Source organism: Acinetobacter sp. ANC 3813 (assembly GCF_002135435.1).
Lineage (GTDB): Bacteria > Pseudomonadota > Gammaproteobacteria > Pseudomonadales > Moraxellaceae > Acinetobacter.
Map to the genome: position 1 here is coordinate 136,151 of NZ_NEGK01000006.1, position 18,190 is coordinate 154,340.

Here is an 18,190-nt window from a genome sequence, read left to right on the forward strand (position 1 = left end):
TGAAAGGATTAATAATCTACGCCCCAATTCACGTAGATACGACCAGCTTCGAGATCAACACGCTGTACCACATCTTTATGCCATGGAATCATCCGCTCTTCGCCATCAACGCTGTCAGCGGTAGCGCGAACCACCATCACGTCATTAGCGCCTGTTTCAAACAGTTCATGGATTTGACCGAGATTCACTTCCTGTTCTTCATCATTCAGACCTAACACTGTTAAGCCTTTCAAATCTGTCCAGTAATACTCGTCCACGCCCGGTTGAGGCAGCTGCGATTTAGATATCCATACATTGGCGCCGACCAGCTGATCTGCTGCAGTACGGTCAATGACCCCCTTCAGCGCGACAACCAAGCCTTTGCCATGCGGTTTCCAGCGTTTTACATCTGTTGTTTGCCAACCTGCTTTGGTCTCAATGTACCAAGGCAGATAGTCAAAGATGTTGCTCATAGGTTCTGTATTGGAATAGACCCAGAGCCACCCATTTAATCCATATGCTGAACGCAGCTGTCCAATCTGAATTCGATCTTCGGGCACATTCTGTGTTGGTGTCATGGGTTGCCTGCTACTTTAATTTTCAAAAAATTATGCAGCAACTGCAGCTTTTTTAGCTTGAGTAGCCAAAGAAGCAACACGTTCAGAAGGTTGAGCACCTTGTGCAACCCAATGAGCAAAACGGTCAGCGTCTAAACGAAGTTTTTCTGCCTTACCTTGAGCTGTTGGGTTAAAGAAACCGATACGTTCGATGAAACGACCATCACGCGCATTGCGGCTATCAGTCACAATGATTTGATAGAATGGACGTTTTTTAGCACCACCGCGTGCAAGACGAATAACAACCATGATAGAACCTTATAGTTTTTACGGATTATCCCTGTACCGACCATCGATACATTTCAAACCCCTTTCATAGAGGGCAATATTTTACGTGAAATTTGCCCCGAATGAAAGATCAAAAATTGTTTATCCACATTTTTGAATTTATTTTTCGGCCCAGCTTAAACAACTGCCGGTAGCATCATCTTTTTTAAACCAACACTGTGTTCCAGAATGTGTCAAAGTCAGAGCTCCGTTACTTTTCTGCATTCCTGTTGATATAGGTGTTGCTATCATTGTCCAAGATGCATTTGGAGAAGCTGTTATCGTTAAATTGTACAATGCAGGACCACTTCTTGGGGATACCGTTTGCCCATAAATAGCTGGATTTTTTAATGGGTTAGTCGCATAACTCGACGTAGAATTACTTACCCCATAATCTCCATTGGCCAACTTATAGGACTGCAGCCTTTGTGCAATTTCCATCATTGTACTTTGAGTCTCTACGCGATTTTTTCTTTTCACATAACTTTGATATGAAGGCAATGCGACTGCTGCTAATATTCCGATAATAACAACGACAATCAGCAACTCTACAAGAGTAAATCCTTTAAATCCTCTCATACTATCTCCAATCTTCCCCATTCGTGCAGCTGGTGCTGGAAACTGTTAATGCATCTTTAGTCATGCATTTCACCCCGCGAGAATCCAATAATAAATATTGAGAAGCTCTCAGTGCATTTCCTTTTAATTGATTTGGAACCGCAATCATTTTCCACCCTTGTCCAACAGCAGAATCTTCCAAGGCAATGGTTGAATCATTAATATCGACTAATTTGATTTGATAATCAAAATCAGTTCCTGAATCATATGGAATATTAATTTCACCCTTATTCGCTGTTTGATGCTCTGGAACATAGCCTGCATAACTTAATTGCTTGCCTTTATAATTTTCCAGCCGTTCAGCAATTTTGAGCATTTCTGACTGTGCTTTTGATTTATGCGCTCTAGCAACATATGCTTGATAACTGGGTATAGCGATAGCTGCAAAAATTGCAACTATCACCACAACAACCATCAATTCAAGCAAGGTAAAGCCTGCTGTATTTTTTTGAATTTTGCCCATACATGCTTCCCTTACCACTCAAACCAGCGGACAGGCTTAATCTTACGTGCCTGACTATATGTATACAGATTTTTATTGGTTAAAACTGTATTTGCAGTTGGGCAATTTCCCACACAAGCTTCTTGTGTCTCCGCAACAGGTCCAACCAACATGGTTGTTCTTGGATCTGTAGATGATACTGCGCCAAAGGCAGGGCCATTAATACCTTGATAGCTGGTTTTGACATATGCTGCACAGTCACCATACGGCATGCAAATACGGTGAGTCGTAGAAATACCTGTCACGCCGCCACCACAGCCGCTCACGGTTCCAGTTAATGTCGCTTTCGGATCATACAAGCTCACATATAAATCACCAGTGATGAGCTGCGACTCTTCAAATGCACGCGCATAATTTCCAGAGTCCACAGAGCGAAGTTCAAAGCTCCAACCTCGAAGCATCGTATTGCCTGTTGTTAACTTCATCTTAGCAATGTCGGCAGCAGAAATTTGCTTAGTAACCGTTTTACCCAGTATGCCTGAATTAGCCAAATTCGCTGGCAAAATAGTCGCAGCAGATGTAAAACTCGATTTTTCCAAACCATTGGCTGCTGCATCACGGTCAATTAAACCGTAGATTTTGTTTTTTCCGCCAACTTCTGCTTCCAAAGGAAAACTGCGATTACCAGAACCCGCTGTCACCAATACAAAGCGGTTTTGCCCATCATCAAAGACAGCCGTAGATAAACGGTCATAAAAACGCGGTACAAATGTACCATCTTTCAACTTCGCTAAGGTTTTCACACGCACTGCAATATTCGTATTTGTTGTTGCAGACATTTGATTATTGTTATTCAAATCTACACGGAAAACCTGTCCGCCCAAATCTGCAAAATAAATCATGTCTGCAAGGCCGTCCGCATCATAATCCCGCACTACAGGCTGCCCTACAACACTGTAATTCATATCGCTATTTACAGTCTGTTTGTGACTATTCGCAGTAGAAACACCTGAAGTATCAGAACTGCTCATCCAAATCAAATTACCCGTTGCAGCCTCTACAACGTATAAAGCATTGCCATAAGTTGAGCTTGGATTTGCAGCATTCGCTTGCTCATATGCCGCCGCATCGTAACCGCCGCCAAAAATTAAGACTTTTTTACGTTCGCCTTTGACACGAATTTCAGCAATAGTCGGTTTAGCCCAGATTTGAGCCATGCGCTGAAATTCATTCGTTGTTGTTGGCTTAATTTGGAATAACAGCTTCGGACTTGCTGGATTAAGTATATCCAATCCATAAAGTCCACTTCCGCCCATACGCAAACCGCCAAAAATATTCATTTTATTGGCAACATATTTTGTGGTTGCAGTCGTACCAGACTTAGTAATTTGCACCTTAAAGGTATTGTCCGCTACCCATGGCGCATCTACACCATAAGCTATACCCGACAGACTACCCACCCCTTTTGAATCTTTACCAGCCAACGTGTCATATTGATTAGAAATAATTTCTGGCGGCACAAATACTGACTGCTCTTTACCTGTCGAAGCATCCACAATATGCAAGCCGCCATCCATTGAGCCATAAACAGTGTATTCATCACGAGTACCTGCTGCGTTAGCTCCGCTTACTGTCGCTTCTTTAGTCAACATTAAAGGTGTTGAATGTACAACCCCGCCAAGGAATCTATATGGGCTAGCTGGATTTACTGCAAGCGTATTAATTTCTGTAGAAGTTAAAGTTGTTTGAGTCGTTGCTGCAGGGAATACAGTTTTATAACCCATATAATTCAACAAAGCTAAGCGCTGATTAATTGTGTAAGTCCCGCTCAGTGCATCTGTACCAGTAGTATCCGTTGCCAGATTTGTCTTAGTCACTTTCTTTAAAGAACTGCCATCTAAGATGTAGACTTTACGCTCGCTATCTACATTGCTGATTGAGTCTGCTGCAGCCAAAGCTGTAGATGGAACAGGAATTTTATTCCATGCACCACCGCTATTAATTAATGAATGATCTGAACCAGCAGCTGCGTTTGACCATAAATCTTTTGCGGATGAGTTAATAATCTGCTGATTGTTTTCAATTTTATAAATCGCATTATTGCTGCTGTCTTTTAGCGTACCGCCCAGAATTTTATATTTCTTTAAGTTTCCTGTCCATGTACGGAAGGTAGAATCTTCCATTGGCATAATCATTGGAAAAAACCCTTCAGTCATAGATTTTGTCTGATCTAATGGATCGCGCGGCACAGAGATTGCGCCTAAACTTGACGGAGTAAAACCCACTGACACATCGTTAACAAATTTTCTAATGCTGTTTTTAATATCTGCTGAGTTTTCTGCATAATAGAAACCGCCATCTCCATATGCTTTACTCCCCCACAAACACGCATTTTTAGCATCATCATTTGGTGCGCTCGCACAATTATATGTACCATCTGTATTCTTAGTTAAACCTGCAAAAGAAGCGCCAAAACCAACAACCGCTGTTTTAATATTCATATCAGCAGGGTTCTTTTGCGTATCAGATTCTTCTGTTCTATTACGCACTTTTTTGGCATATTCACCAATATATTCCCAGCCGCCGGTTTCGCCTGCAAATAAATCAGACTTTAAAGTCGGTGAAACTAAAACTCCCGTACCAGTTGGCTTTGCCGAAAATTTATAAGTATCCGTTAATGAGCGGTTTAAGATTGTTCTCGCCATGTCATCTTTAGTCGAGTTTGGCGCACCATCCGTTAAGAAATAAATACCGTTCCCATCACAGCTATTCGTTGAACCACCAGCTATATAGTTGTTGCCATTCTTCGATTCAGCCACTGAATACGCAAAACCGCCAACCGTATTGTCATTTGTCCCATCCAGTGAAAAAGGATTAGTACGATACGAAACCAAACCATTAATACTATCAGGATAACCCCAAACCGTACCAACAACCGGTTCAATATCCAATGGTTCTGTAGGCACTTTAACCCAACCGTCAAAGCGCCAGCCAACAGGAAGTTTTTTATACGCATCCCATAGCGATGACATTCCGCCGCCAACTTCTGTCTTAAAGCTACTAAAGCTCACCGTACACCAGTTTTGATTAGGTGAGTTTGCCTTAGTGCATGAGCCATCATAAGGTTTGTAAATAGTTGTGCCTTGAACTGTCTTGTCACTATTGTTCCATTCAGGCCAATCGCTTGGGCACTGTTTTACAGTTGCACCTAATGCTGAGGTTGTCCCGCCTCCAGAAGTCGCACAAAGTAAATAAACCTGTTCCGAGCCTTTTTGCTTCAACATATAGCCATCATAAATATAGCCAACTTTACTACTGGATGTTGCACTTCCCCCAGTATTTGTACCCATCATATATGCCGCCGCTTCTGCATAAGCATGCGCTGTTGGCGTACCGCTGGCTGCCTTAATTACATCTGGATAGGTTTGACTGGAAATCTTTAAATTAGTATTAGAGGTTCCATCTTCATTTGTTGATGTATCAATGGATTTAATTGCTGCTAAAGCTTGAGCTATTTTTATACGCTGCGCTGTTGTCAACGGAGCATTTGGCACAACAATTCTGCCTGAATGACCATCGACTAATTTTGTAGGCACATTACCAATAGTCAACTCTGTTCTAGATGAAAACTGTCCTAGTCCCATAACTACACTATCAGACAATCCTGTTGTTGGACTTTCTGCCAACAAGGGTAAAATCGCATCCTTGAGGCGAGATAGTCGATCGTATTGAGTTACACCGTTACTAGTACATCCGCGAACGTAGTAAGTTATGGTAGTCGTACCAATAGTCACTGATTTTTGGATTGATGTTCTATTAGTTGCAGTATCTCTTAAATTATAGGCCCACTCTTTAAAGTTGACTGCCGTGGAGTCCTTGTAATCATTTTTAAATTCTTTTACATCAACTTGTGAACACAAAGAGCTATCAACATCACCTGGGCTGCCATAAGTATTATTTTTCGGCAGTACAAGCGAACTAATTCCCATACTTCCTGATGTATCCAGCATTAACAGAATAGACGTCTTTCCAGTCGTATTTCCTCTATACAGGCTCAAGTCACTCGCAAGGACTGCTGTACTTGTTGGCACCGCCATCACTGGAAGCAAGGCCATCATTATTACAAGGGTTTTTAATCTCATTTCTCTTCTCCCGATCTTCCAGTGCTTAATTTTTTTCTTCAGTTAAGCGGACTACATATTCTGCAACTTGCGTATTCAGCGGCACACCCAGCTGATTTAGGCATTCATGCAAAGTCTCTACCTTAACTTGGCCTGTAGAACTATTTGCACGGTTCTTCAATAGCAAATCATCCATTACACGCCCGCTCAAACACGTATTCATATCCGATAAAGTGACAGACGGCGCCATAGCAGGAGCAAACGATGTTGCAACCACACGGATACGTTTCGTATCCACATCAGCCTTTAAATCTGTATTTTTATTGGTCAATTCAAATTTGCGCATTTCCACTGCAGGATCATCTGGATTAACTACAGAAACCTGCGTCACAATCGCTTTACGGCTGATAGAAAACATCGTCGCTGGATTACAAACCGCATCAATATCCCCTGAAAGGGCCGCGCTCACACCAGTTGCCGCAGTTGCTGACGCCCGTTCAATAATTCGAAAGTCGCCAAGATTAAAGAACATGTTATTTTTAGCCGCACTGCTTTCTATTTCTGTTGGTTTAAAACAAAACTGCAGCTCCTTACCTTGGTTGCCATCTAATAAAACTTGCCCAATTGGTGTACCCGCTAAATTCGTGCTTTCATTGGCATTAAAGTTTTTTTCTAAATGATCCAATGCCACGTCAGAAGTTTGCATTAATAAGGTTTGTACCTGAGCATTTGTCGCCAGCTTTAAGCTAAAAATACTGTTGCGGATAGCATACAAACCAACAACTGTGATTAATATCAGTAAAATCAATACTGTAATAAGGGTTACACCCTGTTGGTGTTTTGAATGATTTATCATTAGATATCCCCCAATCCACCATTACGGATTGCAATTGTTGTGGTGTAAACCTGACGCATGTAACCGTCTTTTGCCGCAGTAATTGTCTGATCTAAAACTTTGAATTCTGTTTTTTCAGCCATTGCGACCTTTTCTGAAGAACGTACAAGCCAGCCTAAATTCACACCAATTACCGCTGGGCGCGGCAATGTCGTAATTGCTTTATAGTCATTCACACCTAAAGTACGTGTAGTACCATTGGTATTACGAACAACCAATTGCACTCGCATATACTCAATATTTTTTGCAATAATTTCGCCAGCATTCGCTGCATAGCTTGTTGTCAGTGTATTTACAGCAACAATAGTTTGAGACTCATAAGTCTGTGGAACAGTTTCACCATCTGCAATAAACATGCTGGATGAGCAATTCAGATTTGCTTCACTTTTAGTACTATCCTTACTAATGTAATAACGCTCAATGACATACCAGCCTTTGGCATAAGTGGTACTGGTTTTTATTGGCCCTCGTACTTTTTTACCATCACATGTGAAAGTATCCATAGGCGCTTGATACATAATGACCAGCTGATCACTTTTTGGAAAAGTACTAAATGCACTGTCATTATTCACACTTGCTGATACTAAGTTATTACCCGTCAGCAAGGCAGTTCCAATTTTCAAACCTTTTAAATTACCATCTGCAGGAGGAGTAGCTGAGCTGCTTGTTTGATTGCTTAACACAATACCGCCATACAATGATGCATCATTAATAATGCTGGCATTGCCATGGTTTGCTAAACGAATATTTTTCGTGACGTAATTAATCCCAAATAAACCGCTATCCTGCAAAGATGCAGCGGAAGATTGAATCCGATAGTTTTGCTGCCCACTGACAAGCATTTGAATTGCCACAGCAACCAATATCAGGCCCAATGTGATTGCAATCATTAACTCAATAAGTGTAAAACCAGCCTGTTTAAATGTTTTCATTAATATGCCTCCAGCACCAAGCAACTAGAATCATCGACATATTTACCATCTGCTTTTAAACATGCATTTTGAACTGCGGGAGCATCTGGAGTAGCTTTAGCATCAGTAATTGGCTGTGTTTCTCCCCAAGCAGCAATTAAACATAATCGCTCCTGACTAGCCGAAGTATTCAAACAATTCTTTACGCCAACTTTCATCCCTTTTGATACCGCAACATCACTGTATTGTTTTAAGTCATAAAGCGCCTGATTCGCCGCATTACAGCCGCTATCACAGTTAGGCAAAGAACTCGGTACAGCTGCCTTATAATCACCTGTCGGATTTAGCCTTACTTTTTCTGCAAGTCCATTCAATAAAATAAGTGCATCAGCCCTTTTAATTGATTCTTCTGTCGCTGCAGTTGCTCTGACTTGCAGCGCCGCATAGCCCAAGATTGCGATAGCAAGGATTAACATCGCAACCAAAACCTCCATCAACCCAACGCCTTTTTGGCTGGAAACACCAATCATGAGCAGACTCCCCCTTGTGTAATTTCAACTGTTCCAGGGATGCCAACCGTTAAAATATATGATCCAGTAGAAGAGCAAAAAGTGATTGTTTGCGCAGCCGTTAAATTTCCGCGAGGAGAAAATACAAAACTGTCACTCGACGTGCCTTTAACACTTATTTTTTTTTCAACATTTACAATAAAGACACTATCGTTTTTTAATGAAGTCGACATAGTCGTTACATAGTTTGTCAAATTGGCACCGCACCCATCTTGAGTTACAGCAGATGCAGACTTACTCAGCGAGGTGCATACTACAGTAGATGCGCGATTCAGCAATGCTCTGCTGCGGGCCTCTTTTAAAGTGTCCCGCATATTAAAAGCCGTAGTTTTAAGATTCTCTTTAATCAATAAATTGCTAAAAGAAGGCGCAGCTAAAGTTACAACAATTGCCAGCACAGCAATCGTCACCATAAGCTCAATTAATGTGAATCCATTACCCCTACGCATACTGCCTCCCCAAAACAGACTTTTCCTATTTAAAATAATATCTACAATTCTTACAAAACAAACACAATTAGAGATAAAAGGTATAAAAAAACAGATAATTGCCAAAAAGCAATTATCTGTCAAATTTTTAAAAATATCAGAATGTTAAGCAATCAACACTTTATGCCTGAGTTACGGGAATACGTAACTCTTTTGGCAAACTGAATGTGATATTTTCTTCACGCCCTGCCAACTCCTGCGGCGCCGCAGCCCCCCAATCCTGTAAACGCTGAATGACTTGCTTAATTAAAATTTCGGGTGCAGAAGCGCCAGCGGTCACTCCAATTTTTGCATCTTCATTGAACCATACCTGTTCCAGCTGATCTGCATTATCGACCAAATACGCATGTTTCCCCATGCGTTCCGCCAATTCTCGCAGACGGTTTGAATTTGATGAGTTTGGCGACCCCACTACCAATACAACATCGCATTGCGCAGCCAAATCACGTACAGCATCCTGACGGTTTTGCGTGGCATAGCAAATATCATCTTTGCGCGGGCCCTGAATTAATGGAAACTTCTGGCGCAGCGCATCAATCACTTTGGCAGTATCATCAATCGATAAAGTGGTTTGCGTAACAAAAGCCACTTGCTCAGGATTATGCACAGTCAGCCCAGCAACATCCTCCTCATCTTCCACCAAATAAATAGAGCCGCCGCTTTTGGTGTCATACTGCCCCATTGTGCCTTCTACTTCTGGATGGCCTTCATGGCCAATTAAAATTGCTTCGACACCTTCACGCGCATATTTAGTCACTTCGATATGCACCTTCGTTACCAAAGGACAAGTCGCATCAAAAACCTTTAACCCGCGGCGTTCAGCTTCCTGCTGCACAGCTTTAGAAACGCCATGCGCGCTGAAAATCACAATATTGTCATCTGGCACTTCATCCAGCTCATCGACAAAAATCGCGCCGCGCTGACGCAGATCATCCACCACAAATTTATTGTGCACCACTTCATGACGCACATAAATCGGGGGATTAAAGCACTCAAGGGCGCGATTCACAATCGCAATAGCACGGTCTACCCCTGCACAAAAACCACGTGGATTGGCCAATACAATTTCCATAGCGCCCTCGGAATATTCATGGAAAACAGCAGACGATTTAAAATAAATGCCACAAAAAAGACACTTGGCTATTTTGTTTGCGGGTCGTCTGCTCTAAAATAGAGAAGATATTTTATCATATCAGGAAAAATATCATGTCGGGTCTCTTGTTTGTCGTTTCTGCAGCATCAGGAACAGGCAAAACATCACTTGTTAAAGCCCTACTTGAACGTGTTAACAATTTACATGTTTCTGTTTCCCATACGACTCGCGGCCAGCGGCCTGGCGAACTCGACGGCGTTCACTATCATTTTTCCCCAAAAGAAGACTTTCTGGCTTTGGTCCAAGAAGGCGGTTTTATTGAATACGCAGAAGTTTTCGGCAACTATTACGGCACTGCGCAGCGTACGGTAAAAGAACAGCTGGCCAAAGGTCATGATGTGCTGCTAGAAATTGACTGGCAAGGCGCACAGCAAGTCCGCAAACTTTTTCCTGAATCAAAACAAATTTTCATTTTACCGCCAAGCCAGTTTGACTTACGTCAACGCCTGTCTAACCGCGGTACAGATACCGTAGAGGTCATTGAACACCGCCTAAGCTGCGCTGTTGAAGACATGCAGCAGTATGTGAATTTTGATTTTGTGATTATCAATGATGACTTCAATAAAGCGCTGCATGACCTTGAAGCGGTGATTATTGCCAACCGCCTCGTGCTGAAACAGCAAGCTGATCGCCATCAGGATTTGATCCAGAAATTAATTACCCCGACCAATGTTTTGTGATTAAAACTTGAGTCTGCAGGCAAAGCCTTTTATACTGTGCAGTCTGTTAAAATTTACTATTCAAACGAGAATTCTTATGGCACGCGTAACCGTTGAAGATTGTTTAGACCATGTAGACAACCGCTTTGAGCTTGTACTAGTGGCAAGCAAACGCGCGCGTCAATTGGCACGTCAAGGCATTGAACCAACTGTAGAGTGGGACAATGACAAGCCTACAGTGGTTGCATTGCGTGAAATTGCTGAAGGTCATGTATCTAAAGATATCTTAAAGCAGCGCGATCAAGACTACCAAACTTCTAGCTTAGATCTTGCTCTTTCTGCAAACAATTTGAACTTAGACGGTTTCTCTTTTCAATAATTGAAACCGCAATAAAAAGCCTAGTTTTAAGACTAGGCTTTTTTATTGCCCAGACTATTATTTTTATGTCAAAAAAGTTATAAAGTAGAGCAGAATCTGGTTTTCTTACTAATTTTTTTTCACTTTTTTAAATGAAAAATTTGACAAGTCATGCAATATGCATTTCATTAGAGGATTACCCGTTTAATTTGTAATTCCAGCAGTAAAAGGTGTTCTATGCCAGGCCCAGAGGTCAGTCAAGCCAAGCAGCAGCTCAAAATTATTATCGACGCTTATCTAACCGAAAGCGATGTTGAACGTGTGCTTGACGCTTGTGACTATGCCGATGTCGCGCATGACGGCATTACCCGTAAAAGCGGTGAACCCTACATTTTGCATCCGATTGCAGTCAGCTGCATTTTGGCGCATATGCGCTTGGACGCAGAAACGCTCATGGCAGCCCTGCTGCATGATGTCATTGAAGATACCGAATTCAGTAAAGAAGATATTAGCGATAAATTTGGCAAAACAGTTGCGGAGCTGGTGGATGGCGTAACCAAACTCAGCCACTCCAGTGATAAAGAATATAATAAAGCCGCATCCTTCCGAAAAATCCTGCAGGCGACTCTACAGGACCCGCGTGTCATTATTATTAAATTAGCCGACCGCTACCACAATATGACGACACTGGATGCGCTGCGCCCAGACAAACGCGCCCGCATCGCTCAGGAAACTTTTGAAATTTTTGTCCCTATGGCGCGCTTAGTCGGCATGAATGAAATGGGCGACAACCTTGAGCATCTGTGCTATCAAAATCTTGATTTAGACATGTATAACAATGTTCAAGATGCACTCAAGCAAACCAAGCCTAAACGCTGTGAATATCAAACCAAGTGGGAAAACAACCTCACTGCCCTGCTGCAAGAAAATAAAATCGCCGGCCGCATCAAAAAGAAAGACAACAATATTGAACTGCTGCGCCACTTCGTAAAAAACAATATCGACCTGCAAGAACTCACACACAGCCACGCCTTTGAAATTATTCTGCAGAGCATTGCCGACTGTGACCGCCTTGCGGATATTCTGAGTGGCAGCTTCCAAATACAGCATTATGAAGATCATATCCGCCGGCCTCTGCCGGGCGGCAATCAATCTCTGATGATGCGCTTAAAAGGTGAAAAAACCACACTGTCGCTGACCATCCAGACCGAATTAATGCGCAAAGCTGCGCGCTTTGGGGTGGTCTTGGGCGAAAATGCGCCTCAAGCCTGCCGCTCCGCCATTCAAGCTTCCATGCAGAATTTAAACGTATTGATTGACGGCGAATGCGCCAAAACCACGTTTAATGAATTGCTGGATTATCTGCATCAAGAAAAAATTTGGGTCTACACCCCGCACGGGCATTTACACGAACTGCCGCAGGGCGCAACAGCTGTAGATTTTGCCTATTCCGCCAGTTTATTTTTAGGCAACCATGCCGTTGGCGCAAAAATTAATGGCGAAACAAAACCCTTGTCCACACCACTTCAAAGCGGGCAAGTCATCGAAATCATCACCGATGTTCTGGCAACTCCAAATCCAGACTGGCTCAGCTTCATCAATACGCAAAAAGCGCGGCGCGCACTGCAGAACATCCTGCGCGAACAGGATATCGATGAACAGCGTCTTGTCGGCCAGCAAGCCCTAAACCGCGCGTTAAAGCTCTTTAACCGATCTGTGAAGGATCTAACCCCAGCGCATTGGCAAACAGTCTTAGAATGGCGCCATATCAACTCTGCGAACAATCTATATGAACAGATTGCTGTGGGTGATTTACTGCCGCAACTGGTAGCCAATCACTTATTCGCTCAAGATGCGCCGCAGGAAGCTGTGCAGTCGGATCGATTGATTCAGGGTACTGAAGGTGTCGATGTAAAATATGCGCACTGCTGCAATCCTGTGTTGGGAGATGCCATCCAAGGCCACTTATCACGCCGCGGTTTAATCGTACACCGTTCTCGCTGCCATAACCTTTTGCACGAACAGCATTTGCATCCCGAAAACATCATGCCCCTACATTGGAATGATGAAGATACGGATGAAATCAGTTTCAGCGCTTACCTCTGCCTGAATCTCAGCCTGAATGATGAACAGGTATCTGAGCTGATCTATCAATGCCGTAAAGAGAAAGTCGGCGTTGAGTCCGTGCGCTCGCATGAGAACAAAACTTATGTCAGCATCGTGGTACATAACCGCAAACAGATTGCAGAAGTGATCCGCAATCTGCGCATGCACTTCGGCTTCCCGCGCATTACCCGCCTTGCTCAGCCGCTGAATACCGCTGAAGCGCCTATTGCCAGTTAATTATTTCGATAAAACATACCGGATGTCCTGAGATCAGGTATGATATTGAAATAAGATAAAAGGAGAAATCAATGCCACGTCAAGTGATCCACACTGAAAATGCGCCAGCTGCAATCGGTACATATTCTCAAGCAATTTTAGTTGGCAATACACTGTATCTTTCAGGCCAAATTGGTTTAGACCCATACAGCATGGAACTTGTTGAAGGTATTGAAGCTCAAATCCGCCGTGTTTTTGATAATTTAAAAGCTGTTTGTGAAGCTGCAGGCGGCACATTGGCAGATATCGCAAAACTCAATATTTTCCTCACAGATTTATCGAACTTTCAGCTTGTTAACCAAATTATGGGCGAATATTTTGCCCAGCCATACCCTGCTCGCGCAGCATTAGGGGTTGCCAGCCTGCCAAAAGGCGCTTTGGTTGAAATGGATGGCATTGTCATTATTAATCAATAATTTATAGAACTTCATTAAGCACCGTCGATTAGACGGTGTTTTTTTATTCAATATTCCAATTATAATTAAAGCTAATTTAAATGATTTTTATTGACAAACGATAATAATTATCAATAATATCACTTATCGTATTTAAACTTTTTTGGCTGTAAATCCATGTACGTTTGCTTGTGCCGCGGTATTACTGATCAAGACATTAAAGATGCTATTGCCAATGGCGCTGAAAGCTACCGCGAAGTCCGCGATATGCTGGATCTAGGCACATGCTGTGGCCGCTGCGCTCCAGAAGCGCGTGCAATTATCAGTGAAGAAGTATCACAACTGGCAGCACGCCTTGCGATTGCCGCTTAAATAAATTTTTAAAAATAACCATAATGATAAAACCAATGGCCTGATGGCCATTCCTCCTCCCCCGCTTCGACTCTAAGCGGGTTTTTATTGTCTGCGTTTCAAGTGTATTTGATTGCGATTTTCATTTGCTGTTCAAGAAATTACTCGCTATACGCGGCTATCTTGTTTAAGATATTTTTAATACTTTTTTATTGCCTGTATTTTTAGGCAAGTTTGTTGATGGAGCAATGCAATGAAAGGCAATCGTGATGTAATTAATCAGTTAAATCAGGTGCTTTATCATCATTTAACTGCAATCAACCAATATTTTCTGCATTCACGCATGTTTAATGACTGGGGCATTGAGAAGCTCGGCTCTGCCGAATATAAAGAATCAATCCGTCAAATGAAGCATGCAGATAAAATCATTGAACGTATTTTGTTTTTAGAAGGACTGCCTAATCTGCAGCATCTAGGTAAGCTCTATATTGGTCAGCATACGCTTGAAGTTTTAAACTGTGATATACGTAAGGTCAAAGAGAACATAGAAGCCATTCAGAAAGCTGTGGCGCTTGCTGAAGAGCAGCTTGACTACGTTACCCGTGATTTAGTCCAAGAAATTTTAGAGAAAGAAGAAGAGTACTTAGACTGGACAACAACACAGCTGGATCTAGCTGCAACTGTAGGTGTTGAGAATTATATTCAGAGTCAGATTTAAAAACAGATGTAATAAAAAACCCGCAGATGCGGGTTTTTTATCTCTAAACCATCTATAGTTTTGAAAATTTTAGAACTTTAAAATATTACATCTTTAGGATAAACTTAACAAAAATTGTCACCCTGAATAAATGAATAAATATAAATATATGTTTTTATTAAAAAAATATAGTGGCATGAGATTTGCTTATACAATATAAGTTATTCAGGAGTAACAATCATGCAAAAAGGTTTCACATTAATAGAGCTGATGATCGTCGTAGCAATTATTAGCATCCTTGCAGCAATTGCTATTCCTGCTTATCAAGACTATATCGCCAGAGCTCAAGTATCAGAAGCAATGATCCTATCATCACAGTATAAAATTGCGATCAGTCAGACATACAGTCAAAGTAGCAGCTGCCCAACCTTAGCAGAATTAGGGCTATCATCCCCAACAGCAGCAAGTGGGAAGTATGTAGGGTCAGTTGATATAGCTACTCCAACAGGGGCTATATGCGCTGTTGAATTAACATTTAAAAGTTCTGGTATATCTCAAGGCTTACAAGGTAAACATTTAGCAATTGCCTTGATTAGCCAAACTGCCAATTTAGGCTCAGCAAATTGGCGTTGTTCTTCAACGGATATAAAGCAAAAATATCTACCTAAATCTTGTATTGGAATATAAATTAATTGCTATAATATAAAGAAATATATATTTAAATATCATAAATCCATGTTAAATTCATTAAAAATAAAACTGTCCAATGATGATTTATATTTTTTTATATTTTGTATTTGCACATTTTTTTTATCATTTGGAAGCTCAGGAGCTTCCATCGAAAATAGCATTCAAGGAATTTTTTATTTACTATTCTCCATTCCTATTATATTAAGAAATATAAAAAAAATTAAATTCCACAAAAACTACACACTTATTTTATTAGGTTTATTTTTTTGCATATCAACAGTATATTCAATTACATATTATTATATTGAGAGCTGGTTAAGAGTAGTAAATTTAACAAGTCTACTATTACTTTACTGCTCCATATTCTTGTTCTTTAGATCAAAAAAAGAATATATTATTATTTTTTTCAATATTCTTATATTTATTGGATTAATACATATTTTTTCAATTATTACTGATATAATTATCTTCAATAGGATAGAAAACACTAATCTTTCAACAAGTTTCCCTTTCGGAAATATAAGACATATTAGTAGCTTCTTAACAGTTATTTTTATCATATCGTTATATTTAAGCTTAAACTCAAAACAAAAAATAAATATTTTTTACAAATTTACAGCCATAATTTTCCTAAGCTTTATTTTATGGAGTGGTAGTCGTTCTTCATATATAAGTCTGTTTATTGTACTTTTATATCTTTTTTATTTTTCTGAAGAAAAAATTCAATATATAAGTAATACTACACAAATTCTCTTAAGCTCAATAGCAATATCTTTACTATTATCAGTTAAAAATAATATTTTTGGAGTTCAGAGAATTCAAAACTATTCAAGCTCAGGTAGAACAGAAATATGGTTAGAAACCATAAATCATATTATAAATAAACCTTTTATAGGCTACGGCGCTGATTCTTTTAGTCTAATAATGAATAATTATGGAAGAAACTACTATCAGGCTCATAATTTTATTTTACAGATTTTAATTGAGTTTGGAGTTATCGGCTTTATTCTAATTATTTTTAATTTATATAAATACGGAAAAAACATAAACACCAACATTAATTCTGACCAAAAATTATTTATTGCAATTTTAATTAACTATTTTCTCATAGGACTATTTGATGGAGTTGTATATTACACATTTTCCCTATTTTTTATCGGATTTTCATTTTCAATTTTAAGAATTAACTATACTGAAAAAATTATTTAATCTTAAAATGTATCCAAGCTACATCTGTATTTTTATAACTAAAAAAGTTCTCACCAATATCAAAAATTGGTGGCGAGTGATCACCAGCAACGTATACTTCTACACCTGACATTTTTGGATCATCAATCAGGGTAGCTAAAGAATAAAAAAATTGATACTGAAGACGAAAATTTTTACACGTCTCTGTACCAGCTTTAATTCCATGATACTTGCAATTAAACCCTTCATAAAATATTCTATCATCATATGGTGCATGTGAATTTAATGTAAGCCAATAAACAAAACTTTTATCGCTATTTAATAAAAAACTCTTTATATAAGGAATAATTTTAATATCGCAGCGTCCTGAAAACGAAAAACATACTCCTGCATTGTTTAATTGCTCAAAAGAATAAAATTGATCAAATCCAGCTTTAGGATACCAGCTAGATCGATCATACATAATACTCATCGCACCATGTACTGCATATGTTTTATACCCTATTCGCTTCAATTTATTTGGCAAACAATCTTTAAACTCTTCATTATTTACATCTTTTAAATTAAACGTACTAGACTGTTTTTGACATAACTCTCTTAACTCCCCTGCAACAGTTGCTCCTATAAAATTAAAAGCTCCTTGATTAATATATTCCAATTTTTCTTTTCTACTGTATATTGGACTTAAAATGGCCATTTGGTGTTCTGAATTAGCCGTCTCCCCCCAGGACTCATTAACAATCATTAAAATTTTTTTCGTGGTCGTCTTTGATTCATTTAATTGAGAAAACAATTGAAGTGTCGCATTTTTATAATGCGTATGTTCCAATTTAGTTACATCTTTTCCTGCCGCTTGTACAAATGTAGATTGATGATTTTTTATGAAGAAAAGTACTTGACTGCCTACCAACTCTTCGTTAATACGAGCATGAACTGCCCCCTTAACTTGGGACGGCAAAAATTGATTTGCAATTAACGTAAAGACGACTATTAAAACGATATAGAAATAATGTTTTATTTTTAAATTTATATTGTTAAAAAAATAATTTTTAATTAAAAATACATTAATTAAAGCATTAACTAAAACAACCCACAATAAAATCCTATATAAAACAGGACCATAAAATACAAAATTACTTAAATATACTATATCCATTAGGCGTACAAATGGAAAAATTTGAATTACTACAAGCAGAATATCTACAAAATAAATAAATAAATAACTAACAACCAACAAAATAGATGTAAAAATATTTTTAGGAATACAACAAAAAATGAGCAGAAATAAATAGTCTAAATTTAGGAACTGGTGCCCCAAACCAAAATAAAATGATGAAATAAATAAGAAAAGATTTATATATAAAAAATATACCAGCACATATCTATAATTCATTTTATCTATTCATATTA

The 18,190-nt window shown here is 39.7% G+C and carries 19 protein-coding genes; 8 read left to right on the forward strand and 11 right to left on the reverse strand.

Translation table 11 applies throughout. The annotated features are described in order from the left end of the window. Nucleotides 1–8: 8 nt before the first annotated feature. From rimM to ispH, 10 genes are all read right to left on the reverse strand, one after another. Nucleotides 9–557 (reverse strand): ribosome maturation factor RimM, encoded by a 549-nt coding sequence (gene rimM, locus B9T34_RS10715; RefSeq protein ID WP_086213125.1) that lies wholly within the window; start codon nucleotides 555–557, stop codon nucleotides 9–11. A 30-nt stretch (nucleotides 558–587) separates the two neighbouring features. Continuing rightward, a complete protein-coding gene (rpsP, locus tag B9T34_RS10720) occupies nucleotides 588–845 on the reverse strand; it encodes a 30S ribosomal protein S16 (RefSeq protein WP_086213126.1) in 258 nt (85 codons plus the stop codon). A 138-nt stretch (nucleotides 846–983) separates the two neighbouring features. Then, a complete protein-coding gene (locus B9T34_RS10725; RefSeq protein ID WP_086213127.1) occupies nucleotides 984–1,442 on the reverse strand; it encodes a type IV pilin protein in 459 nt (152 codons plus the stop codon). 1 nt (nucleotide 1,443) lies between these two features. Then, complete coding sequence (locus B9T34_RS10730) at nucleotides 1,444–1,944, reverse strand: type IV pilin protein (protein WP_086213128.1); 501 nt, start codon at nucleotides 1,942–1,944, stop codon at nucleotides 1,444–1,446. Between the two features lie 11 nt (nucleotides 1,945–1,955). After that, a complete protein-coding gene (locus B9T34_RS10735; protein WP_086213129.1) occupies nucleotides 1,956–6,065 on the reverse strand; it encodes a PilC/PilY family type IV pilus protein in 4,110 nt (1,369 codons plus the stop codon). Between the two features lie 25 nt (nucleotides 6,066–6,090). Further along, complete coding sequence (locus tag B9T34_RS10740; protein ID WP_086213130.1) at nucleotides 6,091–6,900, reverse strand: hypothetical protein; 810 nt, start codon at nucleotides 6,898–6,900, stop codon at nucleotides 6,091–6,093. After that, nucleotides 6,900–7,871, reverse strand: coding sequence for a PilW family protein (locus B9T34_RS10745; protein ID WP_086213131.1), 972 nt, complete (start codon nucleotides 7,869–7,871; stop codon nucleotides 6,900–6,902). The genes B9T34_RS10740 and B9T34_RS10745 overlap by 1 nt, the downstream gene beginning before the upstream one ends. Continuing rightward, nucleotides 7,871–8,380 carry a type IV pilus modification protein PilV gene (gene pilV / locus B9T34_RS10750; RefSeq protein WP_171265180.1) on the reverse strand — a complete coding sequence of 170 codons (510 nt, stop codon included), beginning with the start codon at nucleotides 8,378–8,380 and terminating at the stop codon, nucleotides 7,871–7,873. The genes B9T34_RS10745 and pilV overlap by 1 nt, the downstream gene beginning before the upstream one ends. Continuing rightward, entirely contained in the window at nucleotides 8,377–8,868 is a 492-nt protein-coding gene (locus B9T34_RS10755; RefSeq protein ID WP_086213133.1) for a GspH/FimT family pseudopilin, read from the reverse strand. Before B9T34_RS10755 ends, pilV begins: the two co-directional genes overlap by 4 nt. 160 nt (nucleotides 8,869–9,028) lie before the next feature. Beyond that, the gene (gene ispH, locus B9T34_RS10760) at nucleotides 9,029–9,979 is read right to left on the reverse strand and encodes a 4-hydroxy-3-methylbut-2-enyl diphosphate reductase (RefSeq protein WP_086213134.1); all 951 of its coding nucleotides are present in this window, start codon (nucleotides 9,977–9,979) and stop codon (nucleotides 9,029–9,031) included. Between the two features lie 134 nt (nucleotides 9,980–10,113). On the opposite strand from ispH, the gene gmk reads away from it, so the two are divergent. From gmk to B9T34_RS10800, 8 genes are all read left to right on the forward strand, one after another. Further along, on the forward strand, nucleotides 10,114–10,740 hold the full coding sequence (gmk, locus tag B9T34_RS10765; protein WP_086213135.1) for a guanylate kinase: 627 nt from the start codon (nucleotides 10,114–10,116) through the stop codon (nucleotides 10,738–10,740). 76 nt (nucleotides 10,741–10,816) lie between these two features. After that, nucleotides 10,817–11,098 (forward strand): DNA-directed RNA polymerase subunit omega, encoded by a 282-nt coding sequence (gene rpoZ / locus B9T34_RS10770; RefSeq protein WP_004809957.1) that lies wholly within the window; start codon nucleotides 10,817–10,819, stop codon nucleotides 11,096–11,098. A 216-nt stretch (nucleotides 11,099–11,314) separates the two neighbouring features. Further along, on the forward strand, nucleotides 11,315–13,420 hold the full coding sequence (locus tag B9T34_RS10775; RefSeq protein ID WP_086213136.1) for a RelA/SpoT family protein: 2,106 nt from the start codon (nucleotides 11,315–11,317) through the stop codon (nucleotides 13,418–13,420). A gap of 71 nt (nucleotides 13,421–13,491) precedes the next feature. Next, nucleotides 13,492–13,875 carry a RidA family protein gene (locus tag B9T34_RS10780; RefSeq protein ID WP_086213137.1) on the forward strand — a complete coding sequence of 128 codons (384 nt, stop codon included), beginning with the start codon at nucleotides 13,492–13,494 and terminating at the stop codon, nucleotides 13,873–13,875. A gap of 156 nt (nucleotides 13,876–14,031) precedes the next feature. Further along, complete coding sequence (locus B9T34_RS10785) at nucleotides 14,032–14,226, forward strand: bacterioferritin-associated ferredoxin (protein ID WP_086213138.1); 195 nt, start codon at nucleotides 14,032–14,034, stop codon at nucleotides 14,224–14,226. A gap of 232 nt (nucleotides 14,227–14,458) precedes the next feature. Then, complete coding sequence (gene bfr / locus B9T34_RS10790; RefSeq protein ID WP_086213139.1) at nucleotides 14,459–14,923, forward strand: heteropolymeric bacterioferritin subunit Bfr; 465 nt, start codon at nucleotides 14,459–14,461, stop codon at nucleotides 14,921–14,923. 219 nt (nucleotides 14,924–15,142) lie between these two features. Next, complete coding sequence (locus tag B9T34_RS10795) at nucleotides 15,143–15,589, forward strand: pilin (RefSeq protein ID WP_086213140.1); 447 nt, start codon at nucleotides 15,143–15,145, stop codon at nucleotides 15,587–15,589. A gap of 48 nt (nucleotides 15,590–15,637) precedes the next feature. Then, complete coding sequence (locus B9T34_RS10800) at nucleotides 15,638–16,801, forward strand: O-antigen ligase family protein (protein ID WP_086213141.1); 1,164 nt, start codon at nucleotides 15,638–15,640, stop codon at nucleotides 16,799–16,801. On the opposite strand, the gene B9T34_RS18940 is transcribed toward B9T34_RS10800, so the two are convergent. Then, complete coding sequence (locus B9T34_RS18940) at nucleotides 16,794–18,173, reverse strand: sulfatase-like hydrolase/transferase (RefSeq protein ID WP_086213142.1); 1,380 nt, start codon at nucleotides 18,171–18,173, stop codon at nucleotides 16,794–16,796. The genes B9T34_RS10800 and B9T34_RS18940 overlap by 8 nt on opposite strands. Nucleotides 18,174–18,190 lie beyond the last annotated feature (17 nt).

Bases quoted from the DNA above. Each gene is read 5' to 3' on its own strand.
- pilV (WP_171265180.1), bottom strand. From the start codon at position 8,380: ATGATTGGTGTTTCCAGCCAAAAAGGCGTTGGGTTGATGGAGGTTTTG.
- B9T34_RS10755 (WP_086213133.1), bottom strand. From the start codon at position 8,868: ATGCGTAGGGGTAATGGATTCACATTAATTGAGCTTATGGTGACGATT.
- B9T34_RS10800 (WP_086213141.1), top strand. From the start codon at position 15,638: ATGTTAAATTCATTAAAAATAAAACTGTCCAATGATGATTTATATTTT.
- rpsP (WP_086213126.1), bottom strand. From the start codon at position 845: ATGGTTGTTATTCGTCTTGCACGCGGTGGTGCTAAAAAACGTCCATTC.
- bfr (WP_086213139.1), top strand. From the start codon at position 14,459: ATGAAAGGCAATCGTGATGTAATTAATCAGTTAAATCAGGTGCTTTAT.
- B9T34_RS10735 (WP_086213129.1), bottom strand. From the start codon at position 6,065: ATGAGATTAAAAACCCTTGTAATAATGATGGCCTTGCTTCCAGTGATG.
- rpoZ (WP_004809957.1), top strand. From the start codon at position 10,817: ATGGCACGCGTAACCGTTGAAGATTGTTTAGACCATGTAGACAACCGC.
- rimM (WP_086213125.1), bottom strand. From the start codon at position 557: ATGACACCAACACAGAATGTGCCCGAAGATCGAATTCAGATTGGACAG.
- ispH (WP_086213134.1), bottom strand. From the start codon at position 9,979: ATGGAAATTGTATTGGCCAATCCACGTGGTTTTTGTGCAGGGGTAGAC.
- B9T34_RS10785 (WP_086213138.1), top strand. From the start codon at position 14,032: ATGTACGTTTGCTTGTGCCGCGGTATTACTGATCAAGACATTAAAGAT.
- B9T34_RS10775 (WP_086213136.1), top strand. From the start codon at position 11,315: ATGCCAGGCCCAGAGGTCAGTCAAGCCAAGCAGCAGCTCAAAATTATT.
- gmk (WP_086213135.1), top strand. From the start codon at position 10,114: ATGTCGGGTCTCTTGTTTGTCGTTTCTGCAGCATCAGGAACAGGCAAA.
- B9T34_RS10780 (WP_086213137.1), top strand. From the start codon at position 13,492: ATGCCACGTCAAGTGATCCACACTGAAAATGCGCCAGCTGCAATCGGT.
- B9T34_RS10725 (WP_086213127.1), bottom strand. From the start codon at position 1,442: ATGAGAGGATTTAAAGGATTTACTCTTGTAGAGTTGCTGATTGTCGTT.
- B9T34_RS10745 (WP_086213131.1), bottom strand. From the start codon at position 7,871: ATGAAAACATTTAAACAGGCTGGTTTTACACTTATTGAGTTAATGATT.
- B9T34_RS10740 (WP_086213130.1), bottom strand. From the start codon at position 6,900: ATGATAAATCATTCAAAACACCAACAGGGTGTAACCCTTATTACAGTA.
- B9T34_RS10730 (WP_086213128.1), bottom strand. From the start codon at position 1,944: ATGGGCAAAATTCAAAAAAATACAGCAGGCTTTACCTTGCTTGAATTG.
- B9T34_RS18940 (WP_086213142.1), bottom strand. From the start codon at position 18,173: ATGAATTATAGATATGTGCTGGTATATTTTTTATATATAAATCTTTTC.
- B9T34_RS10795 (WP_086213140.1), top strand. From the start codon at position 15,143: ATGCAAAAAGGTTTCACATTAATAGAGCTGATGATCGTCGTAGCAATT.